Genomic DNA, 21,831 nt, shown 5'->3' with positions numbered 1-21,831 from the left:
ACATGAACACATACAAACGGCGGCAGACACTCGCGGCCGGCGTCGTCGGCGCCGTGCTGACCGGCGCGGCGGTGCTGCCGTCGCCCGCACTGGCCGAGCCCGGTGACGACGCCAGCGTGCGGGTCACCGTCGACATCGACGAGATCAGGGAACCGGGCGTGCTCGCCCTGTCGATCGCCGGCGACGCCGTCGCGCTGTCCGAGGACGGCTCGACCCTGCTGGTCCGCCAGTTCGTCGGCACGCTGCCGACGGTGACGGTCACCGACACCCGCGTCGCCGACGAGGTGCCCGACGGCGCCAACTGGGCGGTGCTCGGCAGCGCTACCGACTTCGCGGGCGCCGCCGGCCGGGCACCGATCACCGCCGACCACTTCGGCTGGAAGCCGCGCCTGCTCGACGGCGGGGAGACCGGCCTGGTCACCGAGGGCGAGGAGGTGGTGACCAGCCTGGACGAGCCGACCCAGCCGGGCAACAATGTCGGCCTCGTCGACCAGGAGCTGTTGGTCTCGGCCTTCGACTCCGAGGCCGTCGCCAGCGACTCGTACTCGGTGAACGCCGACCTGTACCTGCGGACGCCCGCGGAGGTCGCCGCCGGCGAGTACAGCTCCACGCTCACGCTCTCACTGTTCGAGTAGTCGCCTGGGCGGGGGCCCGGATCGGGCCCCCGCCCAGCCCCGTGCCGAAGGGCCGTTTCATGACCGTCACCCCGCTGCGCCGGGCGCTCGTGGTCCTCGCCGTCGCGTCCCTCGTGGTTGCGGCCGTGCCGACCGCGGCGGCGGCGGAACCGGACCCGAAGGCCCTGACCTGGACGGTCCAGCCGGCCACCGCGACCGGGCCGGACCAACGCCGATGGATCAACGCCAGCCTCGACCCGGGGCAGGCGGTGACCGAACACCTGGCGGTACGCAACTTCAGCCGCACCGCCGTCGCCTTCTCCCTGAAGGCCGCCGACGGCTATCTCACCGACAAGGGCCGCTTCAACATGCTGTCGTCCGACCGTCCCTCCGTCGACGGAGGCACCTGGATCGACGTGCAGGAGAAGGTCACCGTCGGCCCCAACGAGACACGGGTGGTGCCGTTCACGATCACGGTGCCCCAGGGCGCCACACCGGGCGACCACCCGGCCGGCATCGCCGCGACCGTCACCAGCAGCGGCGGCACCGTCAACGTCGAGAGCCGCGTCGGCTTCCGGGTGATGCTGCGGGTGAACGGCTCCGCGCAGGCGGCCCTGGCCGTCCGGGGCCTCGGCACGACGTACTCCCCGTCGTGGAACCCCTTCGCCGGTGGCACGGTGCGGGTCCGCTACACCGTCGAGAACGACGGCAACGTCTGGGTCAGCGGAACGAGTCGGGTGGCGATGTCCGACCTCCTGGGTCGGAGCAGCCACGACGCCACCAGCGCCGTCGAGGAGTTGTTGCCCGGCGGCGCTCGGACGGTGGAGACCCGGGCCGACGGCGTCTGGGCCCTGGGGCGCCTCCGTACGACAGTCAGCACCTCGCCGACGCTGCTCGGCGACGGCCAGGCCGGGGCCGACCTCCGACCGGCCTCCGCCACCGTCACCACCTGGGTCGTGCCGTGGGCGCAGCTCGCACTGTTGGCTCTGCTCGCCGGCCTGCTCCTGGGGCTGCGGGCGGCGGCCCGGCACCGGCGGCGTCGGCTGGCCGGGCTGCTGGCCCGCGCGAGGCAGGAGGGCCGGCAGGAGGGTCAGGAGTCAGTGCTCGTCGGGGGCGCGTCCGCTGCTGCCGAACCCGACGCGGGCGACGCCCGCCGGTGACCCGTCGGCGCGAGGGGATCGCGCTGTCGGATCGCGGCGAGGCGTCGCCCGGTCCGCAGCCTCAGGGCTTGGACCGGCCCAGCAGCCAGCGCAGGATGCTGGCGTCCTCGTAGGTCGGCCCGAACGCCGCGTGGTAGTCCGGCAACGAGAACGCGGCATCGGCGTACTCGGTGTAGCGCGCCAGGTCGGCGGTCTGCTCCGGCGTCTTGCCCCGGGCGGCGTACGCCTGCCGCAGCACCGCCGTGGAGTTACGCGCGCCCGAGACGTTGAGCAGGTGGTCGTGCTCGCCGTGCGTGATCCACACCGGCACCTCGGCCGCCGCGATGGCGGTCGCCTGGGTGGCGTTGACCGGGAAACCACCTGTCACCAACCCGCCGGCGAACAGGTCGGGACGCTTGGCGAACGCCTCCCAGAGCAGTTGGGAACCGTACGACACGGTGGTCGCGTACACCCGACGGGTGTCCACCGCGAACTGACCGACGAACTGGTCGAGCAGCTTGACCAGCAGGTCCGCCTCGGCGACCCCACCGACCCGCTGGTGCTGGGGAGCCAGGACGATGACGTCCTCGGCGGTGCCGGTCCACTGCGGTTGGAGCCACGCGGTCGCCGGGATATCGGCGGCGAGTTGGACGCCGAGGTTGTCACCGTCCCAGCCCATGCCGTGACCGGGCAGGACGACCATCAGTGGGTACTTGCGGCCCGGCTGGTAGTTCTTCGGCAGGTGGTAGTGGTACGGCAGCACCATTCCGCCGCTCAGGAACGAGCCGTAGGTGAACTCGTCGACCAGTTGGTTGACCGGCTTCTCGGTGACGGGACGGGATTCGCGCGGGGTGGCCCGGGCGAGCACCGGCCCCTTGCCGGCACCGCGGCCGGGCTGGCCGTGCACGTCCTTGCGTTGCACGACCCGGGTCGGCAGCTCGGGATTGACCTTCACCGTGCAGAGGAAGGTCGGGCACTTGGAGACGATGACCGTCGAGCCGCCGGTGTCGGCGGGGTCGAGTTCGACGATGACGTACCTGCCCGGCGCCGATCGATGGTCGGCACGGGTGCCCGGTGTTGCGTTGGTGTAGGTGTGGGTGACGGTCCGGTCGGCGAGCTTCGGCAGGTCCTCGATCGGGTTGAAGCGGAAGTTGTAGATGGTGTCGGTCACCGAGAACGTGGCGGTGTCGAGGGTGCGCGGGTTGACGGTGGCCGCGTACTCGATCGCCACCGCGGAGACCTTCTGGCCGTACGTGTGGACGGTGGTGATCGGGGTGATGCTGCGGATTCCGTCGGTGGCGCCCCGGCTGTCGCTCGCGCTGCCGTACGCCGTGCCGGAGGCGCCGGCCAGGACGAGGGTGGCGGCGAGTGGGATCAGTCCTTTTCGCAGTCTCATGGGGGTCCTTTCTCGGGGTGGAGCACCCAGTCAGCGATCCCGCCCGCGGACCGGCAGTGGGACGGGTCGGAGCGCGCAGGCCGCTAAACTGATTTAGCAGAGCATCGATGGCCGGCCCGGCGGTGTCAATACCGAGCGCGCAACGAGCCGGAAACCTGCGCCGCCGAGGGCTCGAACAGCCGTGGCCCGCGCGCCCGACGCCTCCCGCGAGCACTGCAACAAACCTGCAAGCGTCAGCTATTGCCTTCAGGGAAACCGCTTTCCTACCATTGCGTTACATCGATGTTTCATTTGACGGTCGGGCGAGCGATGTCACCGGGCGCACTCCGCTCGCACGACACAACCCTGCATCTACCAGGGCACGACAGACCTCGATGAATTCTTCGCGATTGACTCCCGCCAATTCCTGAATGACGCCTGTCGGCAGGTGTGGTCGCGATGTTCGTCGAGTCGAAGCCTGGAACGAGACTAATGCGAAGGTGAGGCGACATGAGACGACCAGTCGTGCTGCGACGCCAGGCAGTGCTGGCCGCAGCGGCCGTGGTGATCGCGGTCGGGGTGGCCCTACCGACCCCGCAGGCCTCGGCGGCGGTCGGCAGCGCCACCGGCTACGCCACCCAGAACGGCGGGACCACCGGCGGCGCGGGCGGGCAGACGGTGCGGGCCACCACGGGCACGGCGATCCACGCGGCGCTGTGCGGTCGGACCAGCAGCAGCACCCCGATCACCATCGAGGTCACCGGGACCATCAACCACGGCAACACCAGCAAGGTGTCGGGGTCGAGCTGCAACACCGCGGCGGGCGTGATCGAGCTCAAGCAGATCAGCAACGTCACCATCATCGGGGTCGGCAGCGCCGTCTTCGACCAGCTCGGCATCCACATCCGTGACTCAAGCAACATCATCATCCAGAACGTGACAGTGCGGAACGTCAAGAAGTCGGGCTCGCCCACCTCCAACGGTGGGGACGCCATCGGCATGGAGAGCACGGTCCGCAACGTCTGGGTCGATCACGTCACCCTGGAAGCCTCGGGCGGAGAGTCCGAGGGGTACGACGGGCTCTTCGACATGAAGGACAACACCCAGTACGTGACGCTGTCCTACAGCGTCCTGCGCAACTCCGGTCGCGGCGGCCTCGTCGGGTCCAGCGAGAGCGACCTGTCGAACGGCTTCATCACGTACCACCACAACCTCTACGAGAACATCGACTCCCGCACGCCGCTGCTGCGCGGCGGGGTCGCCCACATCTACAACAACCACTACGTGAGCCTGCACGAGTCCGGGATCAACTCCCGGGCAGGAGCCAGGGCCAAGGTGGAGAACAACTACTTCCGCGACTCGAAGGACGTCCTGGGCACCTTCTACACCAACGAGCGCGGCTACTGGCAGGTCGCCGGCAACGTCTTCGACAACGTGACCTGGTCCAGCGCCGGCAGCGAGAACTACCCCGCCGGCCCGAACCCGACCTCCAACACGACGGTCAGCATCCCGTATTCGTACAGCCTCGACGGGGCGAGCTGTGTGCCGGACATCGTCCGCCAGACGGTCGGCGCCAACACGGGCCTGAGGGTGTCGAACGGCAGTTGCTCGCCGCAGACCCCGCCGCCGACCACGCCGCCGCCCACCACGCCGCCGCCGACCACGCCCCCGCCCACGACGCCCCCGCCCACCGGCGGGACCAACCTCAGCCTGGGCGCCGGCGCCGACGGCTCCAGCAAGGCCAGCGGGACCAGCTACGGCAACGTGCGTGACGGCAACCTGAGCACCTACTGGTCGCCGGCAGGGTCGACCGGCACGATCTCGATCAAGTGGGGCTCCGCGACCCAGGTGTCCCGGGTGGTGATCCGCGAGCCGTCCGGCACTCAGGGCTCCATCGGGTCCTGGCAGCTGATCAACAACGACAACGGAGCGGTCCTGGCCTCCGGCAGCGGGGCCGGTTCGATCACCTTCCCGGCCACCGCGATGAGCAAGATCAACTTCAAGATCAACAGCTCCGGCGGTACGCCACGGATCGGTGAGTTCGAGACGTACAGCTAGACGGTTGTGGCTCGGCCGACCGCCGCCGGTCGCCTTTGTCGGGGCGGATGCGGTGCTGAGCGGTATACCTCAGAGGTATGAACATGCCTCTGAGGTATACCGCTGCTGAGCGGATCGACACGGGCGGGTCAGCCGAGCGCGTCCGTCACGAATCCGTGGACGGCAGGGTGTCCATGAAGGAGCTGACCGAGAAGACCGCTCGCCCTGGCCCGGCGGGGCCGTACCCGGGCGGGCTGGACAGGCCGTAGGCGTCCATTGTCGCCCGGTAGGCCTCCAGCAGACGGACGTGGTATTCGAGCGGCGCGCCCTGCGGGTTCGTCCGGCCCAGCGGCGTGGTGGGCTCCGGGCACCAGGTGGTGAACCGGGGCGTGATCCCCCGGGACATGAAGTAGTCGAGCCCTTCGGTGGTGGAGTCGATCGCCTCGTCGACGCTGGTGAAGCCGTGCGGAGCGGCCATCTCGACGCCCGCCACGAAGTTCGGGATCACGTTGCGCGGGCCGAACACCTCGGCGGAGTCGAGGATGCGTCGGTGCCACTCCTCCCGACCGACGTACCGCTCCTTGCCGGGGCAGTACAACTCGAACAACCGCTTGTCCCACACCTCGTAGTTGGGGTGGTAGATGCGGATCCCGTAGTCGTGGAACCGCTGCACATCGGCTCGGGGCAGCGCCTGGGCCACCACCTTGCCGATCCACCGTCCGGGAAACCGCTCCTCGATCGCCTGCGCGTACTGGCCGTAGAAGTCGGCCTCGGCCAGCCCGTTGACCTGCGAGGTGATGCTGCCACCGGTCAGCGTGTACGCCTGCGACGCGCGATCGACGTCGTGCCGGTTGATGATCTCCAGAGCCTCGAGGACCTCGTCGACGGGCTTGACCCCGGTGTAGGGCCGGCCGGCCTGCTTGTGCTGCCGCCAGTTGTGGTTGATGTCGCAGTACTGGCACTCCTCCTTGGCCCCGAAGTACTGGCAGACCCGGAACGCGGTGAGGTAGATCAGGTACCCCCACTGGATCGTCGGGGCGACCTCCATCACCGACTTGCCGTTGGCGAGCGTGTGGCGGTAGTACGCCGGCATGGGGGGCAGCCCGACATCGGCGATCGGCCGTCCGTCCAGGAACAGGCGCAGTCGACCGTCGCTGTCGGTACCGACGCGGTACGGCGAGCTGGGGTTGGTGCGGACCGACACGACGGTACGACGCAGGTCGTACGGACCCCCGGTGAGCACGATCTCCTCCGGTGGCCGGCGCAGCGCCGCCGTCCCCAGCTCCGGCAGCGTCCGGTGATCGAAGGAGAAGATGAAGTACGACTTCGGCTTGACGTCGCCGTGCTCGTTGTCGGTCAGTGCCGCGTCGTCGAAGGCGAGCCCGCCCCGCAGCAGGTCCTCCTTGAGGACCGCCTCCCGCGGCACGTGTGGAAAACGGCCCATCAGGTCTTCGACGAGGTCGGTGCGCGACGTCATGCGGTTCCTCCCGAACGCGGTACGCCGAACCGGGTGGCCGTGCCACCCGGTGCCGGCTGATCAGTTCTGCTTGGTCTCCCAGAAGATCTTCGAGATCTCCTCGATCTTGCCGAGGAGCTGCTCGGCGACCGCCGGGTCCGCGGCGCCCTTCGCGCCGCCGGCACCTGCCAGCTTCGTCGCCTCGTTGAAGAGGCCATGCAGCTGGGGGTACTTCTCGAAGTGCGGCTGCTTGAAGTAGTCGGTCCACAACACCCAGAGGTGGTGCTTCACCAGCTCGGCGCGCTGCTCCTTGATGAGCAACGCGCGGGTGCGAAACTCCGGGTCGTCGCTGGCCTGGTACTTCTCGGAAATCGCCTTGATCGACTCGGCCTCGATGCGGGCCTGCGCCGGGTCGTAGACGCCACAGGGGAGGTCGCAGTGCGCGCTCGCGACGGTACGCGGGCGGAGAAGGCGGGACAGGAACATCGGAATCCCTTCGACGGTGGTGCTCAGCTGACGTACGTCCGGGCACGGCGGGCCGGACGTGATCATCTAGGGACGCTAGAACCTCAACCGCACTTCATGTCAAGCTCAGGTCGATCGCGATTCCTTGTTTCCGGACGAGCGTCAGCAGGGCGGCGTGCGTCCGCTCGTCCGCGGCCACGACGAGACCGTCCCCACCGGTGTGCAGCGGCTGGCCGTCGAGCCCGGTGACCACGCAGCCGGCCGCCTGGCAGAGCGCGATCCCCGCCGCGAAGTGGACGCTGTTGCGCAGGTCGTGGCGGTCCGTCACATAGGCGGCGCGGCGACCGGCGGCGACCCAGGCCACGGCCAGGCTGGTGGAGACCACCCGGGGCCGGAACTGTTCGAGGAAGCCCTCGTCCGCGAGCATGCGGGCGGCCAGGAAGACGTCCCGGTTGGGAAAGGGCGGGTCGAGGTTGAGGTCGACGAGCGTCGACTCGGCCGACGGGGCGAGTCGCTCGTCGGTCCCCGCGTCCCGGACGTACGCGGCGGCGCCGTCGGTCCAGAACACCTCGGCGGCGAACGGGTCCGCAGAGGCCGCCACTGTGACGTCCGACCCGACCCGCAGGGCGACGTTGACCGAGGCCAGCATGGTCCGCGCGGCGAAGTTCAACGTGCCGCACAGCGGGTCGACCAGCCAGGTGCGCCCGTTGTCGCCGGTACCCGTGCGCCCGCTCTCCTCGGCCACCACGGCGTCGTCCGGACGCGCCGCGCGCAGGACGTCGAGGATGGCCCGCTCGGCCTCGACGTCGGCGGCGGTGGCGAAGTCACCGCCGGTCTTCATGACGCGCGTCAGTGCTGAGCCGTACCGGGAGCGGACGACTGCGGCTCCAGCTTCCGCGGCCTCGATGGCCAGCGCCTGGTCTGTGATCGACATGCCCGAACCATAGGAGCCGTGAGCAACGTCGATGACAGCCCCGCACCCGGCCGTGGCCGCCGGCAGGTCAGTCCGACAGTTCGATGATCGGTAGTTGACTGACGACCGCCGTCATGATCATGGGAGCGTCGCCGTCACACTGGTTGACCGAGACCGCCACCCACCGGCCCTCGGCCACCGTCGGCCCCCAGACGGTCAGGTCGCCGTAGCAGTCCAGGTCACAGAGCGACTGGAACAGCGCCGGCATGGGCTCACCGGCCTGGTCCCGAAACAGCGGCACCCGCATGGAGACCGTGCGGTGCGCGCCCCACCTCTGGTCCAACTCCGCCACGACGAGAGCCCGGTTCGCCTCGGCGGCCTCCTCGGCCTGGTTCCATTCGGCACCGTACACACCCGTCAGGGCGTCGCTCTCCCAGAGCGGAACGATCCGAAAGCCCTCGCCTCGGGTGCCCGTCCACTCACCGGTGGCCGGGTCCCCCTCGCTGACCGGCACGCCGCCCGTGGGCAGGTCAGCGGCGAGCAACGACTCGATGTCGGACACCGTCCGACCGGTGTCGAACACCTCGCCGGCCCGGCCGGTCATCGGGCGACTCGTCGTACCGTCGGCGGCCCATACCGCATCGTCCGCACCACCTGTCTCCGTCGGCTCCGGCCCTCGATCATCGCACCGTGAGCGAGCCGACGAGGGGACGGGCTTCGGTCAGGAGACCGCTGTCCGCACCAGCTCGGTGAGCTTCTTCTCCACGGCCGGGCTCCACTGCTGCAACGCGTACGCCACCGGCCAGAGATCCCCGTCGTCGAGGTTGGCCGGGTCCTGGAAGCCCACAGTCGAGTACCGGTAGTTGAACTTGCCGGAGTCCTGGAAGAAGACGACGATCTTGCCGTCCTCGTTCGCGTAGGCGGGCATCCCGTACCAGGTCTTCGGCATCAGGCCCGGGGCGGCGGCGGTCACCGTCACGTGCACCCGCTCGGCGAGCGCGCGGTCCTCCGGCTCCATCTGCGCGATCCGGTCGAGGACCGCTTGCAGCCCGTCCGCCTTCTTGGCGCCCTTCTTGCCCTCGGCGCGCAGCTCGTCGGCGCGCTCCTTCATCGCGGCCCGCTCCTCGGGGCTGAAGCCGTCGGACACGGTAGTCGTCTTCGCGGACATTCTCGGGCTCCCTCTCGTCGTCCAGGTCGGCATGCTGCCGTTCACCTGGGGAAAGGCTAGGCCGCTCGGCGTTCCCGGGCTTCTCGATTCCTGATCGGTTCGAGGCCGGACAGCAGGTGGCGGTCGTCGTGCCCGTGATTTGCCGGTCAGCGTGATCGGTGGCTAGGTTGTCGACCGAAGCAGAACGACCGGTCTAGGGGGTCCCGTCATGAACATCACCGCCGATCGGATGGCGGCGGCGTACTTCGACGCCTTCGAGACCCTGTGCACTGTGACCCCGAAGGGCGGATACGCCGAGCGGGGCACCGCCCGCGCGGGAGTGACGCAGGCCGGCGTCGCGACGCTCAACGCGGCGTACGACAGGTCCACCGAGCCCGACCTCGGATCGCTCGACGAGATGGCGGCCGAGGTCGGCAGGCAGGCCGCGCACTGGTCGATCATCGTTCGGGGCGAGGCGGACGACCAGGTCGCTGACCTCGCAGCCCGGCACGGCCTCCTCGAACGCGCCGAGCTGCCCCTGCTGGCCTGCGCGGCGGACGACCTCACCTTCCGTGCCGGCTCGGCAGAGCGCACCTCGGTGCGTCAGGTCGGCGCCGCCGAGAACGACCTCTACACCGACGCCCTCACCCGGAGCTTCGAAGTTCCCGAGGGCCTCTTCGGATCGCTGATGGGTGGTGCGGTGCTCGACGCCGACCCCATCACCGGCTACCTGGCCGAGGAGTCCGGCCGGCCCGTCGGCACCGGGCTCGGTATGCGGACGTCCGGGGTGGTCGGCGTGTTCAACATCGCCGTCGTTCCGCCCGCCCGGGGTCGTGGCCTGGGCCGGGTGATCACCGAGACGGTTCTGCGGGACGGCATCGCGGCCGGCGCGGACGCCGCCTACCTGCACACCAGCGTGATGGGCCGGCCGCTCTACGAGTCGATGGGCTTCACGCTCGTGGAAACCTGGACCATGTTCCACGCGCGGTGACCGACGATGTCGACCGGGCGGTGTCAGTGACGGGGGAGAGGGTCATGACCTTCAGTGAGAGCGTGCGTTCGGCGTTTCGCCGAGGCGAGACCGACGCCGTGGTGCGGATGAGCGAGGCCGAAATCGAGCGGGCCCAGGCGGCCGGTGACCTGGCGGGCGAGGTGGAGGCCCGGTACAGCCTCGCCCGGGTCGCCATTCGCGGCGGTGACCTGCCGGGCGGAGAGGCACGGGCCCGGGAGGCTCTCGCGGTGGCGCTGCGCTCCGGCGACCGGGCCCTGGAGGAGCGACCGCGGCACGTGCTGGCCGGCGTGGCGAGGATGTCCGGTGACCTGATCCGCGCCCGGGACCTGTACCGGGAGAGCATCGCGCTCAACGAGGCGCTCGGCCAGCCCAAGACGGTCAACTCCGAATTCCACAACCTCGCGTTCTGCGAGCTGGGGCTGGGCAACCTGGACGTGGCCCGGACGCTGTTCGCCGAGAACCGCGAGCGGGTGTTCCACAACGGCTGGGCCGACTTCGTGCCGTACGTCTGCGTCGCTGGCGCCGCGCTCGCGACCGCCGAGGGGGACCACTCCCGCGCGGCCAGGATGATCGGTGTCGCCGATGCCGCGTTCGCGGCACTCGGCCAGGTGCCGGACCCGGACGACGCGGCGGACCTCGCCAGGATGCGCGTCGCCGCGACCGAGGCGCTCGGCCCGACCGACTTCGACCGGGAGTACGCAGTGGGCCAGCACCTCGAACCGCGGGCGGCGTTCGGCGCCGTCTGACCCGCAGAGACCGTCGCCTCCTCGTTCGACAGCCGTCTTCCATCGTTCGGGACGGCTCCGAACCGTTCCGAACACCCTGATGTCTTGTTGGGCGTGAGTGGCGATGATTGGTTCGCCTCATGTCAGTCAAGAGAGCAACGCGCCCAGCTTTCATCGTGGCCCTGGCGGCCCTCTTCGTCCTGCTCGCCGGCGCGCCGGCGGCGGCGACCATCGCGACGCCGGCCGGCTGGCCGCCCGACGTCGTGGACTGCGTCGACGCACCGGGCCCCTCCTCCAGTTCGTCGTCGCCGGCCCAGGCCTGCTTCCGGGCCTACGGTGACCAGATCTGGGTCTACGACCGCGACACGCCCTACGCGGCCATCGGGATCTGGGAGAACCAGCTCTACTACGGCGGGACCTGGCACAACTACCGCAGCGGCGACTGCCAGAACCTCGAAGGCGAGGGCGAATGGGGAGTGTGCAACTACGACTTCTACGAGGACGGCACGACTCACCGCTACAACGATCAAGGCAGTCGCGTGCGGTTCCGGGCGTGTGGCGCCTGGGGCTGCTCCGGATGGTCGCCGTGGTGGCGTAACAACAACTAGGGCCGGGGGACGACGACGATGATCGGGTCGGAGGTCCGGTTCCCGGATCCCTCCGACCCGATCATCTCTGACCCCTGAGCGGCCGCAGGCGACCTCTACGACGCCGTGCGGGCAGCGGTGATGATCCGTCCCCGCTCCGACTCTCCGAAGCGGTCGAGCATGGCGCGCACCTCGTCGGCGCTCACGTTGGCGCCGAACAACTCGCTGCCCGGTTCGAGTCGTACCCCCTCGGCCAGCGGGCCGGCGACGACCGGATCGAAGCCGAGCGCGTCCACCAGGGCCGCGACCTCGGTGAGGTCGGCGTCGTCGTCGCCGGCGATCGCGATGGCCTTGCGGCCGCTCGCCCCTGCCGGCCGGGCCTCGTCCTCCAGGTCGTGATAGCCCATGTGGTTGAACGCCTTCACGACGCGTGAGCCGGACAGGAACGCCTGGACGGTCTCGCTCGACGAGGTACGCGGGTTGGTGAGGTCGTCGCGGATGCCGTCGATCTCCCACCAGTAGTTCATGGCATCGACGACGAGCTTGCCGCGCAACGCCTCGGCGGGAACGCTGCGGTATTTGCCCAGGGGCAGGGCGAGGATGACGACGTCGGCGTCGGCCGCCGCGTCGACCGCCGTGGTGGCCTCGGCCCCCGGCGCGAGGACCTCGACGGTGAGGGCGATCTTCGCCGGGTCGCCGGAGCCGGCCACCCGTACCCGGTAGCCGGCGGCGACGGCGAGCCGGGCGAGCACCGTGCCCACCTTGCCGGCCCCGAGAATGCCGAGGGTCGCGGGCCGGCTCCGGTCGTTGTCGTTCATGTCGTCCTCTCGCGTGGAAAGTGCTGATCAGGCCAGCAGGTCGCGGACCATGGGGATCACCTTCGAGCCGTAGAGTTCCACGGCGCGCATCCGGGCGCTGGCCGGTTGCGCTCCGGCCGAGTAGATGAGGTCGAACCGGCCGACGCCGAGGCTGCGGATCGCACGGGCCATCCGCCGGGCCACCGTCTCCGGTGAACCGATGTAGAGGGAGCCGTTCTCCACCTCGGAGTCGAACTCCTGACGGCGGATCGGTGGCCAGCCCCGCAGTTTGCCGATCCGGTCCCGCATGATCCGGTAGTGCGGCCAGTAGATCTCCTTGGCCTGCTCGTCGGTGTCGGCGATGAAGCCCGGCGAGTGCATGCCGACCGGGTGCGCGGTCGTACCGAGCTGATCGGCCGCCCGGCGGTACAGGTCGATGTAGGGCGCGAAGCGCTCGGGGGCGCCGCCGATGATGGCGAGCATGAGTGGCAGCCCGTACTGGGCGGTGCGGACGACCGACTGTGGCGAGCCACCCACACCGACCCAGGTGTCCAGGTGACCCGATTCGGTCTTCGGGAACACGTCGGCGTTCTCCAGCGGGGCACGCAGGGTGCCGCTCCAGGTGACCGGCTTCTCGTCCAGCAACTTGACGAACAGTTCGATCTTCTCCTCGAACAGCGTGTCGTAGTCGCGCAGGTCGTAACCGAAGAGCGGGAACGACTCGGTGAAGGAGCCGCGACCGAGGATGACCTCGGCTCGGCCGTTCGACAGCGCGTCCACCGTGGCGAAGCGCTGGAACACCCGTACCGGGTCGTCCGAACTCAGCACTGTCACGCCGGAGGCCAACCGGATCCGCGAGGTACGGGTGGCGATTCCGGCCAGCACCGTCTCCGGGGTGGAGACCGAGTACTCCGGCCGGTGGTGCTCGCCCAGGGCGATGACGTCGACCCCGAGTTGGTCGGCGAGCACTGCCTCGTCGACGACCTGCCGGATCGCCGCCGCGTGGGAGACGAGCTTGCCGTTGTCGTCCTCCGGTACGTCGCCGAACGTGTCCAGGCCGAACAGCAGATCAGACATTGTTGGGCTCCTTAGCCAGCAGCTCCCGGACCCGCGGCGCGACCTCACTGCCCAGCAGTTGGATGGTGCGCGCGCGTGCCTCGCGGGGCAGGTGCATGATGTCGTACTTCAGGTCGAAGCGGCTCAGTCGCAGGTCGCGAGCGACAGTGGCGATCTTCTGCGCCACCGTCTCGGGCGAACCGACGAAGAGCGCCCCGTGGTCGATTTCCGCCTCGTAGCGCGCGCGGTCCGGTTTGTAGAAGCCGCGTTCGGCGGCCAGGGCCGCCACGATCGGCTGCCAGTATCGCCACCACGTCTCCACCGCCTCCTCGTCGGTGTCTGCGACAAGGCCGAGTGAGTGCTGCCCGATTGGCTGCAGGGTATGCCCGAACTGTTCGAGCGCCCTGGTGTAGAGGTCGACGTGGCCGGCGAAGCGCTGGGGGCGTCCGCCGATGATCGCGAGCATGAGCGGAAGTCCGTGCCGGGCGGCGCGGATGACCGAGTTCGGGCTTCCCCCGACACCGATCCAGGTCGGGATGCCGCCCGGCTGCATCAGTGGGTGCAGCCGCTGCGCGGTCAGTGGGCTTCGTACCGTGCCGGACCAGGTGACCGGTTCGTCCTGCTGAAGCCGCAGGAAGAGGTCCAGCTTCTCCTCGAACAACCGCTCGTAGTCGGCCAGGTCGTACCCGAACAGCGGAAACGACTCGGTAGCGGATGCCCGGCCGAGGACGATCTGGGCGCGGCCGTCGGAGACGGCGTCGAGGGTGGAGAACTCGTGGTAGAGCCGTACCGGGTCGTTGGTGCTGAGCACCGTTACCGAGGTGCCGAGGCGAATTCGCTCGGTCGCGGTCGCGATCGCGGCCAGCAGCACCGGTGTCGCCGAGTCGTTGTGGCCCTCGCGGTAGTGCTCGCCGACGCTGAACACGTCGAGTCCGGCCGACTCGGCGAGCCGTGCCTCGTCCACGAGTAGCCGTACGGTCTCGGCGTCGCTCAGGACCCGGTCGCCGTCGGTGGCCACCTCCCCGAACGAGTTGAGCCCCAGCTCGAAGTCTGCAGCTGCCATCGTCTCCTCCTCGGTGCAATCCGCCGGCGATCCACGGGAGCGGACCTACCGGTTGACGTGTCAATGATGCTAACTTGGCGATTGACACGTCAATTCCCGGGAGAGTGAGATGACGGAGGCCACACCAGGCCGGCGGGGCGGACGCCAGCTCCCGACGGCCGACGAGCTGCGAATCTGGCGGGACTTCATCGAGACGACGGCAGCGCTCGGCTCCCGGCTCGAGTCCCGCCTGCAAGGCGACTCCTCGCTCTCGACCGGGGACTACGCGGTGCTCCTCGCCCTCAGTGAGGCGGAAGGTGAGGCGATGCGGTCGTCCGAACTCGCCTCGCACATCGGGTGGGAGCGGAGCCGGCTCTCCCACCACCTCGGCCGGATGGAGCGGCGCGGCCTCATCCGCCGCCAGGAGTGCGCCACGGTTCCCCGCGGGGCGGAGGTGCTGCTCACGGCGGCCGGCACCGAGGCGTTCAGGGGAGCCACCTTTCCCCACCTGCGCGCCATCCGGGAGCTGTTCGTCGACGCCCTCACACCGGAGCAGATCGTCGCGGCGGGTGAGATCGCCACGGCGCTGAAAGCGCGCCTCGACGACCTGCGCACGCAGTGACGCGTTGCGAGGCCTTCCCGGCGATATCGCATCCATAACGGTGAGTGTTCGGGTGATTGCCGAGAGCTATGTCGGGGTGGTCCAATCCTCCAGAAAGCCGCCACTCAGCCACCCCGCCAGCCCGGCGGGGAACGGCGACGGCTGCGCCGCCCGGAGGTACGTCCATGAGCGAGACCGCCACCGCAGAGGCCCCCCGCTTCAATCCCGGCAAGCCGCACAGTGGGCGCACGGAGTCGGTGCTGCCGGAACTGCGGGAGATGTGGTGGGAGACGGGAGTCCGGGCGCGCGCGGAGGCCGGCGTCTTCGCCGTCTTCGCGGAACTGCCCAGGCTGGTCTGGACAGCCATCGGTATCAGTTGGCGCGCGGACCGGCTCCGTACCGGTGTGGTGGCCGCGGCCACCGTCGGCGCGGGGGTGATGGCCGCCTTCGGCCTGTTGGCCACGCAGCGGGTGTTGGTGGAACTGTTCGCCGGCGGACCGACAGCTGACAAGGTACGGGCGGCGCTGCCCGCGCTGGCAGTGCTGGCGGCGACCGTCGCGCTCCGCGCCGGGATGGGCATCGCCACCGGGTACGCGCAGAACGGCTTGACGCCTCGGGTGAGCCGTGAGGTGGAGCGGGGCCTGTTCGAGGTGTCCACAGCGGTCCGGTTGGAGGCGTTCGACGCCGACGCGTTCGCCGACGACATGGAACGCGCCTCCCGAGGCACCGAGTCGACGATCGGGTTGGTGCAGGCGTCGATGAACCTGCTCGCCGGGCTGGCCGGGCTGCTCGCCGTGGCGGCCGCCGTCGTCATCATCCATCCGCTGCTGCTGCTGGCGCTGCTGGTCGCCACGGTGCCCAACGCGTGGGCGTCGTTGCGGGCCGGGCATCTGCGCTACCAGACGTACAACGCCGGGTCGGTGCGCCGACGTCGACTGTGGCTGCTGCACAAGCTGATGGCCGAACGCGCCTCGGCCCCGGAGTTGCGCTCCTACGGGCTGCGCCGGTTCCTGCTCGACCAGTACGACCGGGTGATGCAGGTGGAGACCGACATCCAGCTCGCACTGGCACGGCGGGTCACCACGACCACCACTGTCGGGGCGATCGTCGGCGGCCTCGCGACCGGCACCGTCTACGCCCTGCTCGGCTTGCTGCTCCTCGACGGGCAGATCCCGCTCGCCGCCGCGGCGACCTGCGTCATCGCTGTGCAGTCCGCGCAGCGGTCCCTGGCCGTCGCCACCTTCCAGGTCGACCACGTCTACACCGAGGGGCAGCACTTCGGCGACTACACCGGGTTCATGACCCGCGCCGACGCCTACCTACCGACCAGCGCCGGACCCGTTGCCGAGGCCGACCCTGATCGGCTGCGGGAGTTGACAGTCGACGAGGTGAGCCTGCGCTACCCCGATCGGGACGACTCCGCCGTCGACGGCGTCACGTTGACGATCACCGCCGGACAGACTGTCGCGTTCGTCGGGGAGAACGGCTCGGGCAAGACGACCCTCGCCGCGATGATCGCCGGCCTTCGCGCCCCCACCGAGGGCAGTATCCAGTGGAACGGCCGCCCGCTGTCGGACTGGAACGTCGACGGGCTGCGCGCCCGGATCGCGGTGGTGACGCAGGAATACCACAAGTGGCCGTTCACAGCGGCCACGAACATCGCCATCGGCGACGTCGACAGCGAGGCCCGGCAGGACCGCATCGAGGCCGCCGCCGGCCGCGCCGTCGCCCACGACATGATCAACGAACTTCCGCACGGGTACGAGACACTGCTCGACCGGACCTTCGCGCGAGGCCAGGACCTCTCCGGTGGGCAGTGGCAGCGCATCACCGCCGCTCCCGGATTCCTGCGCGACGCCGAACTGCTGATCATGGATGAGCCGTCCTCCGCGCTCGACCCCCGCGCCGAGGACGCCCTGTTCCAGACCATCAGGGACCGCAGAGGTAGTGCCACCACGATCCTCATCACGCACCGGCTCGCCAACGTCCGGCACGCCGACCGAATCTTCGTCCTGCACCACGGCCGGCTCGTCGAGGCCGGCACACACGCCGACCTCGTCGCGACCGGCGGCCGGTACGCCGAACTGTTCGCCCTCCAGGCCGCCGGCTACGACGCGAGCCTGGCCGAGGGCAACCAGCACACCTGAACCGTCCAGTCGGACCTTCTCCCGCTGGATCGCGGGAGGCTAGGCTTCGGTCCATGTCGGGGTGGCGGGGCCGGACGGCGGACGTGGCCCTGGTGCCCGCCGTGGGTCTGGTCGCTGTCACGGGCCTGGTGGTGCAGTCGCGCGGCATCGACACCGTCGCCGAATGGGCGGCGCTGCTGGCGGTGCTGCTCTCCACCGGCGCGCTGTACGTCCGGCGGCGTCACCCGGTGCCGGTGGGCGTCGTGGCGCTGGCCGCCATCGGCGCGTACGGGGCGTTGCTGCACCGGCCCGGTCCGATCATGTTGGTGTTCGTCGTGGCGCTCTACACGGTCGTCGACGAGGGATATCTCGCTGTCGCCATCGGGCTCGGTCTCGCCTCGGTGATCGCCTTCGCCATGGCGGACAGCTACAACCGTTCCCCGAACACCATGAACGGAGCGACGCTGCTGCACGCCGGTTGGCTCGTCGCGGTCATCGTCGGCGTGACCCGTAACCGCCGCGCCTACCTCGCCGAGGCGCGGGCCCGAGCGGCCGTCGCCGAGCAGCGGGTGGAGGAGGAGGCCCGGCGACGGGCCACCGAGGAGCGGCTGCGCATTGCCCGGGAGTTGCACGACGTGCTCGGCCACCACCTGTCGTTGATCAACGTGCAGGCAAGCGCCGCGTTGCACCGACCCGACCCGGTCCGGTCCGAGCAGGCCCTCACCGCGATCAAGCAGACCAGCAAGGAGACGTTGATTGAGTTGCGCGCGACGCTCGGCGCACTGCGGCAGGCCCCAGCGGTCGTGCCCGCACCCGGTCTGAACCGCCTCGGTGATCTGATCAGGACGGCCGCTCGGCCGGAGTTGGAGATCCGCACCGAGCTGGCCGAGACGCGGTCGCTACCGCCGGAGGTCGACCTGGCGGTGTATCGGATCGTCCAGGAGGCGCTCACCAACGTGGCGCGTCACGCGCGTGCCACCACCGCTGTGGTCCGGGTCCGGCCCGATCACGACGACGTGCTCGTGGAGGTCGAGGACGACGGCACCGGCCAGCCGGGTTCGCCGGGCAGTGGGATCCTCGGAATGCGGGAGCGGGCGCGGGCACTCGGCGGTTCGCTGACCACTGGCGGCCAGCCGGACGGGGGCTTCCGGGTCTGTGCCCGTCTGCCGATGCGACCCGATCCGGCGCCGGTGGGGGAGCAGGCGTGATCCGGCTGCTCCTCGTCGACGACCAGACCCTCGTTCGGGCGGGCTTCCGGTCCATTCTCGACGGTGAGGACGGTCTCGAGGTGGTCGGCGAGGCCGCCGATGGATTCGAGGCGGTGCGGCTGGCCCGGCAACTGCGACCCGATGTCGTCCTCATGGACATCCGGATGCCAGGGCTCGACGGCTTGGCCGCCACTGGCGAGATCGTCGCCAACTCCGACGCCCGCGTCATCATTCTGACCACGTTCGACCTGGACGACTACGTCTACGACGCGCTGCGTGCCGGTGCCAGCGGCTTCCTGGTCAAGGACACCGAGCCGGCGGAGTTGATCCACGGGGTCCGGGTGGTGGCCCGGGGTGACGCGCTGATCGCGCCGTCGATCACCCGGCGGTTGATCGCCGAGTTCGCGGCCCGGGCCAAGCATCCCGACCCCGGGCCGCGACTGAGCGTGCTCACCGAGCGGGAGCGTGAAGTGCTGACGCTGGTCGCCGCCGGCCTCTCCAACGACGAGATCGCGGCGCGGTTGGTGCTGAGCCCGGCGACCGCCAAGACGCATGTCAGCCGGATCCTGACCAAGGCCCGTGCCCGGGACCGAGCCCAGTTGGTGATCCTCGCCTACGAGTCCGGTCTGACAGTGCCTGGTTGGCTCGCCCGCTCCTGACCACCACCACCGGCTGGTCGGCCGAAACGACCACCGGCGGAGCAGCCTTCGGATGGAACGAGATCAGCCAGGCCGATCCCACGCCGGAACCTGTCACTGTCAGTCCGCCAGGCGGCCGGTGCGGCGCACGCGAAGCAGGGCCAGCCCGCCGAGCACCACGCCGGCCAGTCCGACAGCCAGCGCCACATAGGCCCCGCCTCGCCCATTGCCCGTGCCGATACCACTGTCGGAGGTGGCCACCACCAGCCCGCCGAGCGCCATGCCGATCAGCCCCGTCGCCAGGGCCAGGACGGCGCCGAGGCTTCCCGAGCCGGTACCGAGCCGACTGGCGGGGCGGGCCAGGGCCAGTCCTCCGATGATGGTGCCGGCCAGCCCCAGCAGGGCGGCAGCGCTGGCGCCGAAACGTCCGGAACTCATGGAGAGAGCATCGGCGGCGAGCAGGTGACGGATGGACATCGTGGATCCCCTCGGTCGGGTGACGGGTACGGGTGGCAGCCTAGGAAGCAAACCGCTGGCGAGTCGTCATGCCGGAGTTGCCGATGGGCCTACCACCCGGGATGTACGCGCTCGGGGTGGCGTACCGCCGCAGTTGGCTCCCCGGGCTTCTCCAGGCCACCGGCCGGCACCTGTTACCCGCACGCGTCGGCCGTCAGTGCGTCGCTGACCTGCGGTTTTGTCGGATCCGAGCAGTGGTGTCCGAGGCCTGCGAGTGGTACGACTGGTGCAGCGGATCGGGTTGTCCGGGGTCAGGGGGAGGTGCGCGTGCGTCTCACGATCACCACTCCTCGGTGCCGGCACGTCGGCCTGCCGGGCGCGGTGGTCCCGCCCGGGCGCGGGACCGGGTCCGCGTCCTCGTCGCCGCCGAGATCCCGATGACCCAGCCGGACAACGCGGATGAGTTGTCGGCCGCCTACGCCCGCGGTCTGGACGCCGGCCGGATCGAGCAGCGTCTACAGGGGCACGACGAGCACCTACGAAGGATCAATGGCTCGATCGACTCGATGACCCAGGCGCTCCGGTCTCTCACCGAGGAACTCCGCGGCAACGTCACCCTGTTCAGTGCCAACGTGACAGCGGGCCGCCGTGACGCCAGTGAGCGGGACAGGATCGCGGCGGTGCGGGTGGAGGAGGCGGGCATCGTCGAGTCCCAGCGGACGGTCCGCTGGACGGCATGGCAGCGCGGGTTCGCCGTCGTCGGCGCGATTGTCCTGGTCGTGAACTTCGGCCTGGGTCTCTACCTCGCGTTCGGCCGTTGACCTGCATCCGATCTGGGTTCCAGGACCACCACCGTGGTTTCCGACGATCGCCGCGACGCGTGGGCGTCGAAGTTCTTGTCGGCCGCACGCCAGCGTGGCCACAGTCGTGACCGCTCGTCGTCGGTGGCGACGCGGCCGCGCACCAGCCGCCGTCCGTCGACCAGATCGACTGACGCGTCCGGGTGCGCCTGGAGGTTGAGCCACCAGGCGGGGGCGCCCTCGCCCCAGCCGTTCATCGCCACGCCGACCAGGTTCGGGCCATCCTCGAAGTACGCGAGAATGACGCTGCGCTGCTGACCGGTGCGGCGTCCGGTAGTGGTCAGCCGCAACGTGCCCCACCGGTGCTCGCGCGGTCGCCACAGCCCGACCCGGCTGCCGGTGACCCGGTACAGGCCCCGGTGCACCGACCAGGCCAGCCGGATGAACCACCGCGGTGGAAGCCACGGCGCCTTCGTTCCCTGATCATCCGACATGACGACCTCCTCCACCGAACAACGCTGATGGCCCGGGTGGCTGCTTCTACGTGGTCGCAGCCGCCACTGTGGACCGAGATCCTCAAGTCTTCCGGCGCGAGCGCGGCTCGCGTCCAGGTGTCCATGATTCGACCGAGGATCGAACCGATCGGTGGAAGCCCTGCGCCGGTGGCGGGCGAGCGGGTTACCCCTGCCAGGCGTCGATGGCGCGTACGCCGTCGCGGACGACCCGGTCCAGGATGGCGGGGTTGCCGCTGGTGCCCTCCCACCCCTGGTCGTCGAGGACCGTCACCGTGCTGTCGACGCGGGCCACAGCGATCTGGCTGGACGCGGTGCCGCCGGTGCGTTCGCCGTTCAGGCTCGTCTCGGGCCACGTCCGGGTCAGCAGCAGCGCCTCGTCGCCGACCCCGGGCAGCGCCTGACTCTTGACGGTGACGCGGTTTCCGGACTGGTCGTACGAGGGGCACGCCTGCACGGCGGTGCGGAGCCGGCCCAGATAACCCGAGGCGCCGTCGCCGTCGAAGGTGAAGATGGTCTGGTGGATCATCCCCTGCGGCACGTTGCTGGAGGGCTCGCCGGCCTTCTGGTAGGTGACTGTCATGGCGGCGCTCGCGGTGACCTGCCGGCCGCCGGTGCCGAACTCGTTGCCGCACAGCTTCGGCAGGGCCTCCTCGACGGGCGTCGTCCGTCGCGGAGACTTCCGCAGCTCGGCGGGCAACTCGACGAAGGCGGAGGTCGGGATGGTCACCGGGGTGCTCGCGCTCGGCGATGGTGGGTCTGTCGGGGGTGCTGACACCGACGCGGTGGCCGGTGCGGTGGTCGCCGGGGCCGAGCCGGGCGGCTCCTCGGTGGTGGTGCAGGCAGCGGCCAGTGCGACGGTGCCGAGCAGCGCGAGCGCGCGTCGCGTACGGGCCATCGGCAGTGGTGTGTATCGGCTCATCATCACCCCTCGTGTGTCCCGAGGCAGTTCCCTGCCTGGTGTCGACCGAAACGACCACGCGACGCCTCAGGCATCGACCGGACCACGAGAATTTCTGTGTCGTCGCGTCGGCCGGGCCGCTAGGCTGCCCCGCATGACCAGCGTGATCGCTCAGTGCACCGGACTGTCGTGTGACGTCCAGGTCGGTGCGGGGCGACGCCGGC

At 70.0% G+C, this 21,831-nt stretch carries 23 protein-coding genes; 11 read left to right on the top strand and 12 right to left on the bottom strand.

Annotation, left to right across the window (positions count from 1 at the left end):
- Positions 1–2: 2 nt before the first annotated feature.
- Positions 3–635, top strand: a complete 633-nt coding sequence (locus OG598_RS17540; RefSeq protein WP_328650180.1) for a hypothetical protein — start codon at positions 3–5, stop codon at positions 633–635.
- A 59-nt stretch (positions 636–694) separates the two neighbouring features.
- Positions 695–1,774: a hypothetical protein gene (locus tag OG598_RS17535; RefSeq protein ID WP_328650179.1), complete on the top strand. Its 1,080-nt coding sequence runs from the start codon at positions 695–697 to the stop codon at positions 1,772–1,774.
- A gap of 61 nt (positions 1,775–1,835) precedes the next feature.
- On the opposite strand, the gene OG598_RS17530 is transcribed toward OG598_RS17535, so the two are convergent.
- Positions 1,836–3,149, bottom strand: a complete 1,314-nt coding sequence (locus OG598_RS17530) for a hypothetical protein (RefSeq protein ID WP_328650178.1) — start codon at positions 3,147–3,149, stop codon at positions 1,836–1,838.
- Positions 3,150–3,638: 489 nt separating this feature from the next.
- On the opposite strand from OG598_RS17530, the gene OG598_RS17525 reads away from it, so the two are divergent.
- Positions 3,639–5,186, top strand: a complete 1,548-nt coding sequence (locus tag OG598_RS17525) for a pectate lyase family protein (protein ID WP_328650177.1) — start codon at positions 3,639–3,641, stop codon at positions 5,184–5,186.
- A 145-nt stretch (positions 5,187–5,331) separates the two neighbouring features.
- Here OG598_RS17525 and OG598_RS17520 read toward each other — a convergent pair whose 3' ends face one another.
- The 5 genes from OG598_RS17520 to OG598_RS17500 form a co-directional block, all read right to left on the bottom strand.
- Positions 5,332–6,642, bottom strand: a complete 1,311-nt coding sequence (locus OG598_RS17520; protein WP_328650176.1) for a radical SAM protein — start codon at positions 6,640–6,642, stop codon at positions 5,332–5,334.
- 60 nt (positions 6,643–6,702) lie between these two features.
- Positions 6,703–7,107, bottom strand: a complete 405-nt coding sequence (gene sodN, locus OG598_RS17515; protein ID WP_328655359.1) for a superoxide dismutase, Ni — start codon at positions 7,105–7,107, stop codon at positions 6,703–6,705.
- Between the two features lie 94 nt (positions 7,108–7,201).
- Complete coding sequence (locus OG598_RS17510; protein ID WP_328650175.1) at positions 7,202–8,020, bottom strand: inositol monophosphatase family protein; 819 nt, start codon at positions 8,018–8,020, stop codon at positions 7,202–7,204.
- 67 nt (positions 8,021–8,087) lie between these two features.
- On the bottom strand, positions 8,088–8,603 hold the full coding sequence (locus OG598_RS17505; protein ID WP_328650174.1) for a hypothetical protein: 516 nt from the start codon (positions 8,601–8,603) through the stop codon (positions 8,088–8,090).
- Between the two features lie 117 nt (positions 8,604–8,720).
- Positions 8,721–9,167, bottom strand: coding sequence for an iron chaperone (locus OG598_RS17500; protein WP_328650173.1), 447 nt, complete (start codon positions 9,165–9,167; stop codon positions 8,721–8,723).
- A 208-nt stretch (positions 9,168–9,375) separates the two neighbouring features.
- On the opposite strand from OG598_RS17500, the gene OG598_RS17495 reads away from it, so the two are divergent.
- The 3 genes from OG598_RS17495 to OG598_RS17485 all read left to right on the top strand — a co-directional run bounded on the left by OG598_RS17495 (position 9,376) and on the right by OG598_RS17485 (position 11,491).
- On the top strand, positions 9,376–10,137 hold the full coding sequence (locus tag OG598_RS17495) for a GNAT family N-acetyltransferase (protein ID WP_328650172.1): 762 nt from the start codon (positions 9,376–9,378) through the stop codon (positions 10,135–10,137).
- 44 nt (positions 10,138–10,181) lie between these two features.
- Positions 10,182–10,904, top strand: coding sequence for a tetratricopeptide repeat protein (locus tag OG598_RS17490; protein WP_328650171.1), 723 nt, complete (start codon positions 10,182–10,184; stop codon positions 10,902–10,904).
- Positions 10,905–11,023: 119 nt separating this feature from the next.
- The gene (locus OG598_RS17485; RefSeq protein ID WP_328650170.1) at positions 11,024–11,491 is read left to right on the top strand and encodes a hypothetical protein; all 468 of its coding nucleotides are present in this window, start codon (positions 11,024–11,026) and stop codon (positions 11,489–11,491) included.
- Between the two features lie 95 nt (positions 11,492–11,586).
- Here OG598_RS17485 and OG598_RS17480 read toward each other — a convergent pair whose 3' ends face one another.
- From OG598_RS17480 to OG598_RS17470, 3 genes are read right to left on the bottom strand one after another with little or no spacing between them, the layout of a single operon-like run.
- The gene (locus tag OG598_RS17480) at positions 11,587–12,288 is read right to left on the bottom strand and encodes an NADPH-dependent F420 reductase (RefSeq protein ID WP_328650169.1); all 702 of its coding nucleotides are present in this window, start codon (positions 12,286–12,288) and stop codon (positions 11,587–11,589) included.
- A 27-nt stretch (positions 12,289–12,315) separates the two neighbouring features.
- A complete protein-coding gene (locus OG598_RS17475) occupies positions 12,316–13,344 on the bottom strand; it encodes an LLM class flavin-dependent oxidoreductase (RefSeq protein ID WP_328650168.1) in 1,029 nt (342 codons plus the stop codon).
- A complete protein-coding gene (locus OG598_RS17470; protein WP_328650167.1) occupies positions 13,337–14,386 on the bottom strand; it encodes an LLM class flavin-dependent oxidoreductase in 1,050 nt (349 codons plus the stop codon). The genes OG598_RS17475 and OG598_RS17470 overlap by 8 nt, the downstream gene beginning before the upstream one ends.
- A 109-nt stretch (positions 14,387–14,495) precedes the next feature.
- Between OG598_RS17470 and OG598_RS17465 the strand changes: the two genes are divergently transcribed.
- The 4 genes from OG598_RS17465 to OG598_RS17450 all read left to right on the top strand — a co-directional run bounded on the left by OG598_RS17465 (position 14,496) and on the right by OG598_RS17450 (position 18,959).
- Positions 14,496–14,987, top strand: a complete 492-nt coding sequence (locus OG598_RS17465) for a MarR family winged helix-turn-helix transcriptional regulator (RefSeq protein ID WP_328650166.1) — start codon at positions 14,496–14,498, stop codon at positions 14,985–14,987.
- 257 nt (positions 14,988–15,244) lie between these two features.
- Positions 15,245–17,113, top strand: a complete 1,869-nt coding sequence (locus OG598_RS17460; RefSeq protein WP_328655358.1) for an ABC transporter ATP-binding protein — start codon at positions 15,245–15,247, stop codon at positions 17,111–17,113.
- Positions 17,114–17,166: 53 nt separating this feature from the next.
- Positions 17,167–18,300 carry a sensor histidine kinase gene (locus OG598_RS17455; RefSeq protein ID WP_328650165.1) on the top strand — a complete coding sequence of 378 codons (1,134 nt, stop codon included), beginning with the start codon at positions 17,167–17,169 and terminating at the stop codon, positions 18,298–18,300.
- Positions 18,297–18,959: a response regulator transcription factor gene (locus OG598_RS17450; protein WP_328650164.1), complete on the top strand. Its 663-nt coding sequence runs from the start codon at positions 18,297–18,299 to the stop codon at positions 18,957–18,959. The genes OG598_RS17455 and OG598_RS17450 overlap by 4 nt, the downstream gene beginning before the upstream one ends.
- Before the next feature lie 99 nt (positions 18,960–19,058).
- On the opposite strand, the gene OG598_RS17445 is transcribed toward OG598_RS17450, so the two are convergent.
- On the bottom strand, positions 19,059–19,415 hold the full coding sequence (locus OG598_RS17445; protein ID WP_328650163.1) for a DUF6223 family protein: 357 nt from the start codon (positions 19,413–19,415) through the stop codon (positions 19,059–19,061).
- 332 nt (positions 19,416–19,747) lie between these two features.
- Between OG598_RS17445 and OG598_RS17440 the strand changes: the two genes are divergently transcribed.
- Positions 19,748–20,215, top strand: a complete 468-nt coding sequence (locus OG598_RS17440) for a hypothetical protein (protein WP_328650162.1) — start codon at positions 19,748–19,750, stop codon at positions 20,213–20,215.
- On the opposite strand, the gene OG598_RS17435 is transcribed toward OG598_RS17440, so the two are convergent.
- Both OG598_RS17435 and OG598_RS17430 read right to left on the bottom strand, forming a co-directional pair.
- A complete protein-coding gene (locus OG598_RS17435; protein ID WP_328650161.1) occupies positions 20,194–20,688 on the bottom strand; it encodes a nitroreductase/quinone reductase family protein in 495 nt (164 codons plus the stop codon). The genes OG598_RS17440 and OG598_RS17435 overlap by 22 nt on opposite strands.
- A gap of 184 nt (positions 20,689–20,872) precedes the next feature.
- Positions 20,873–21,628, bottom strand: coding sequence for a hypothetical protein (locus tag OG598_RS17430; RefSeq protein WP_328650160.1), 756 nt, complete (start codon positions 21,626–21,628; stop codon positions 20,873–20,875).
- Positions 21,629–21,831: the final 203 nt, after the last annotated feature.

The sequence above is a fragment of the Micromonospora sp. NBC_00330 genome, from assembly GCF_036136635.1.
Lineage (GTDB): Bacteria > Actinomycetota > Actinomycetes > Mycobacteriales > Micromonosporaceae > Micromonospora > Micromonospora salmantinae.
The sequence above is the reverse complement of the archived record's forward strand: the minus strand, read 5'-3'. Positions and strand labels throughout refer to the sequence as shown.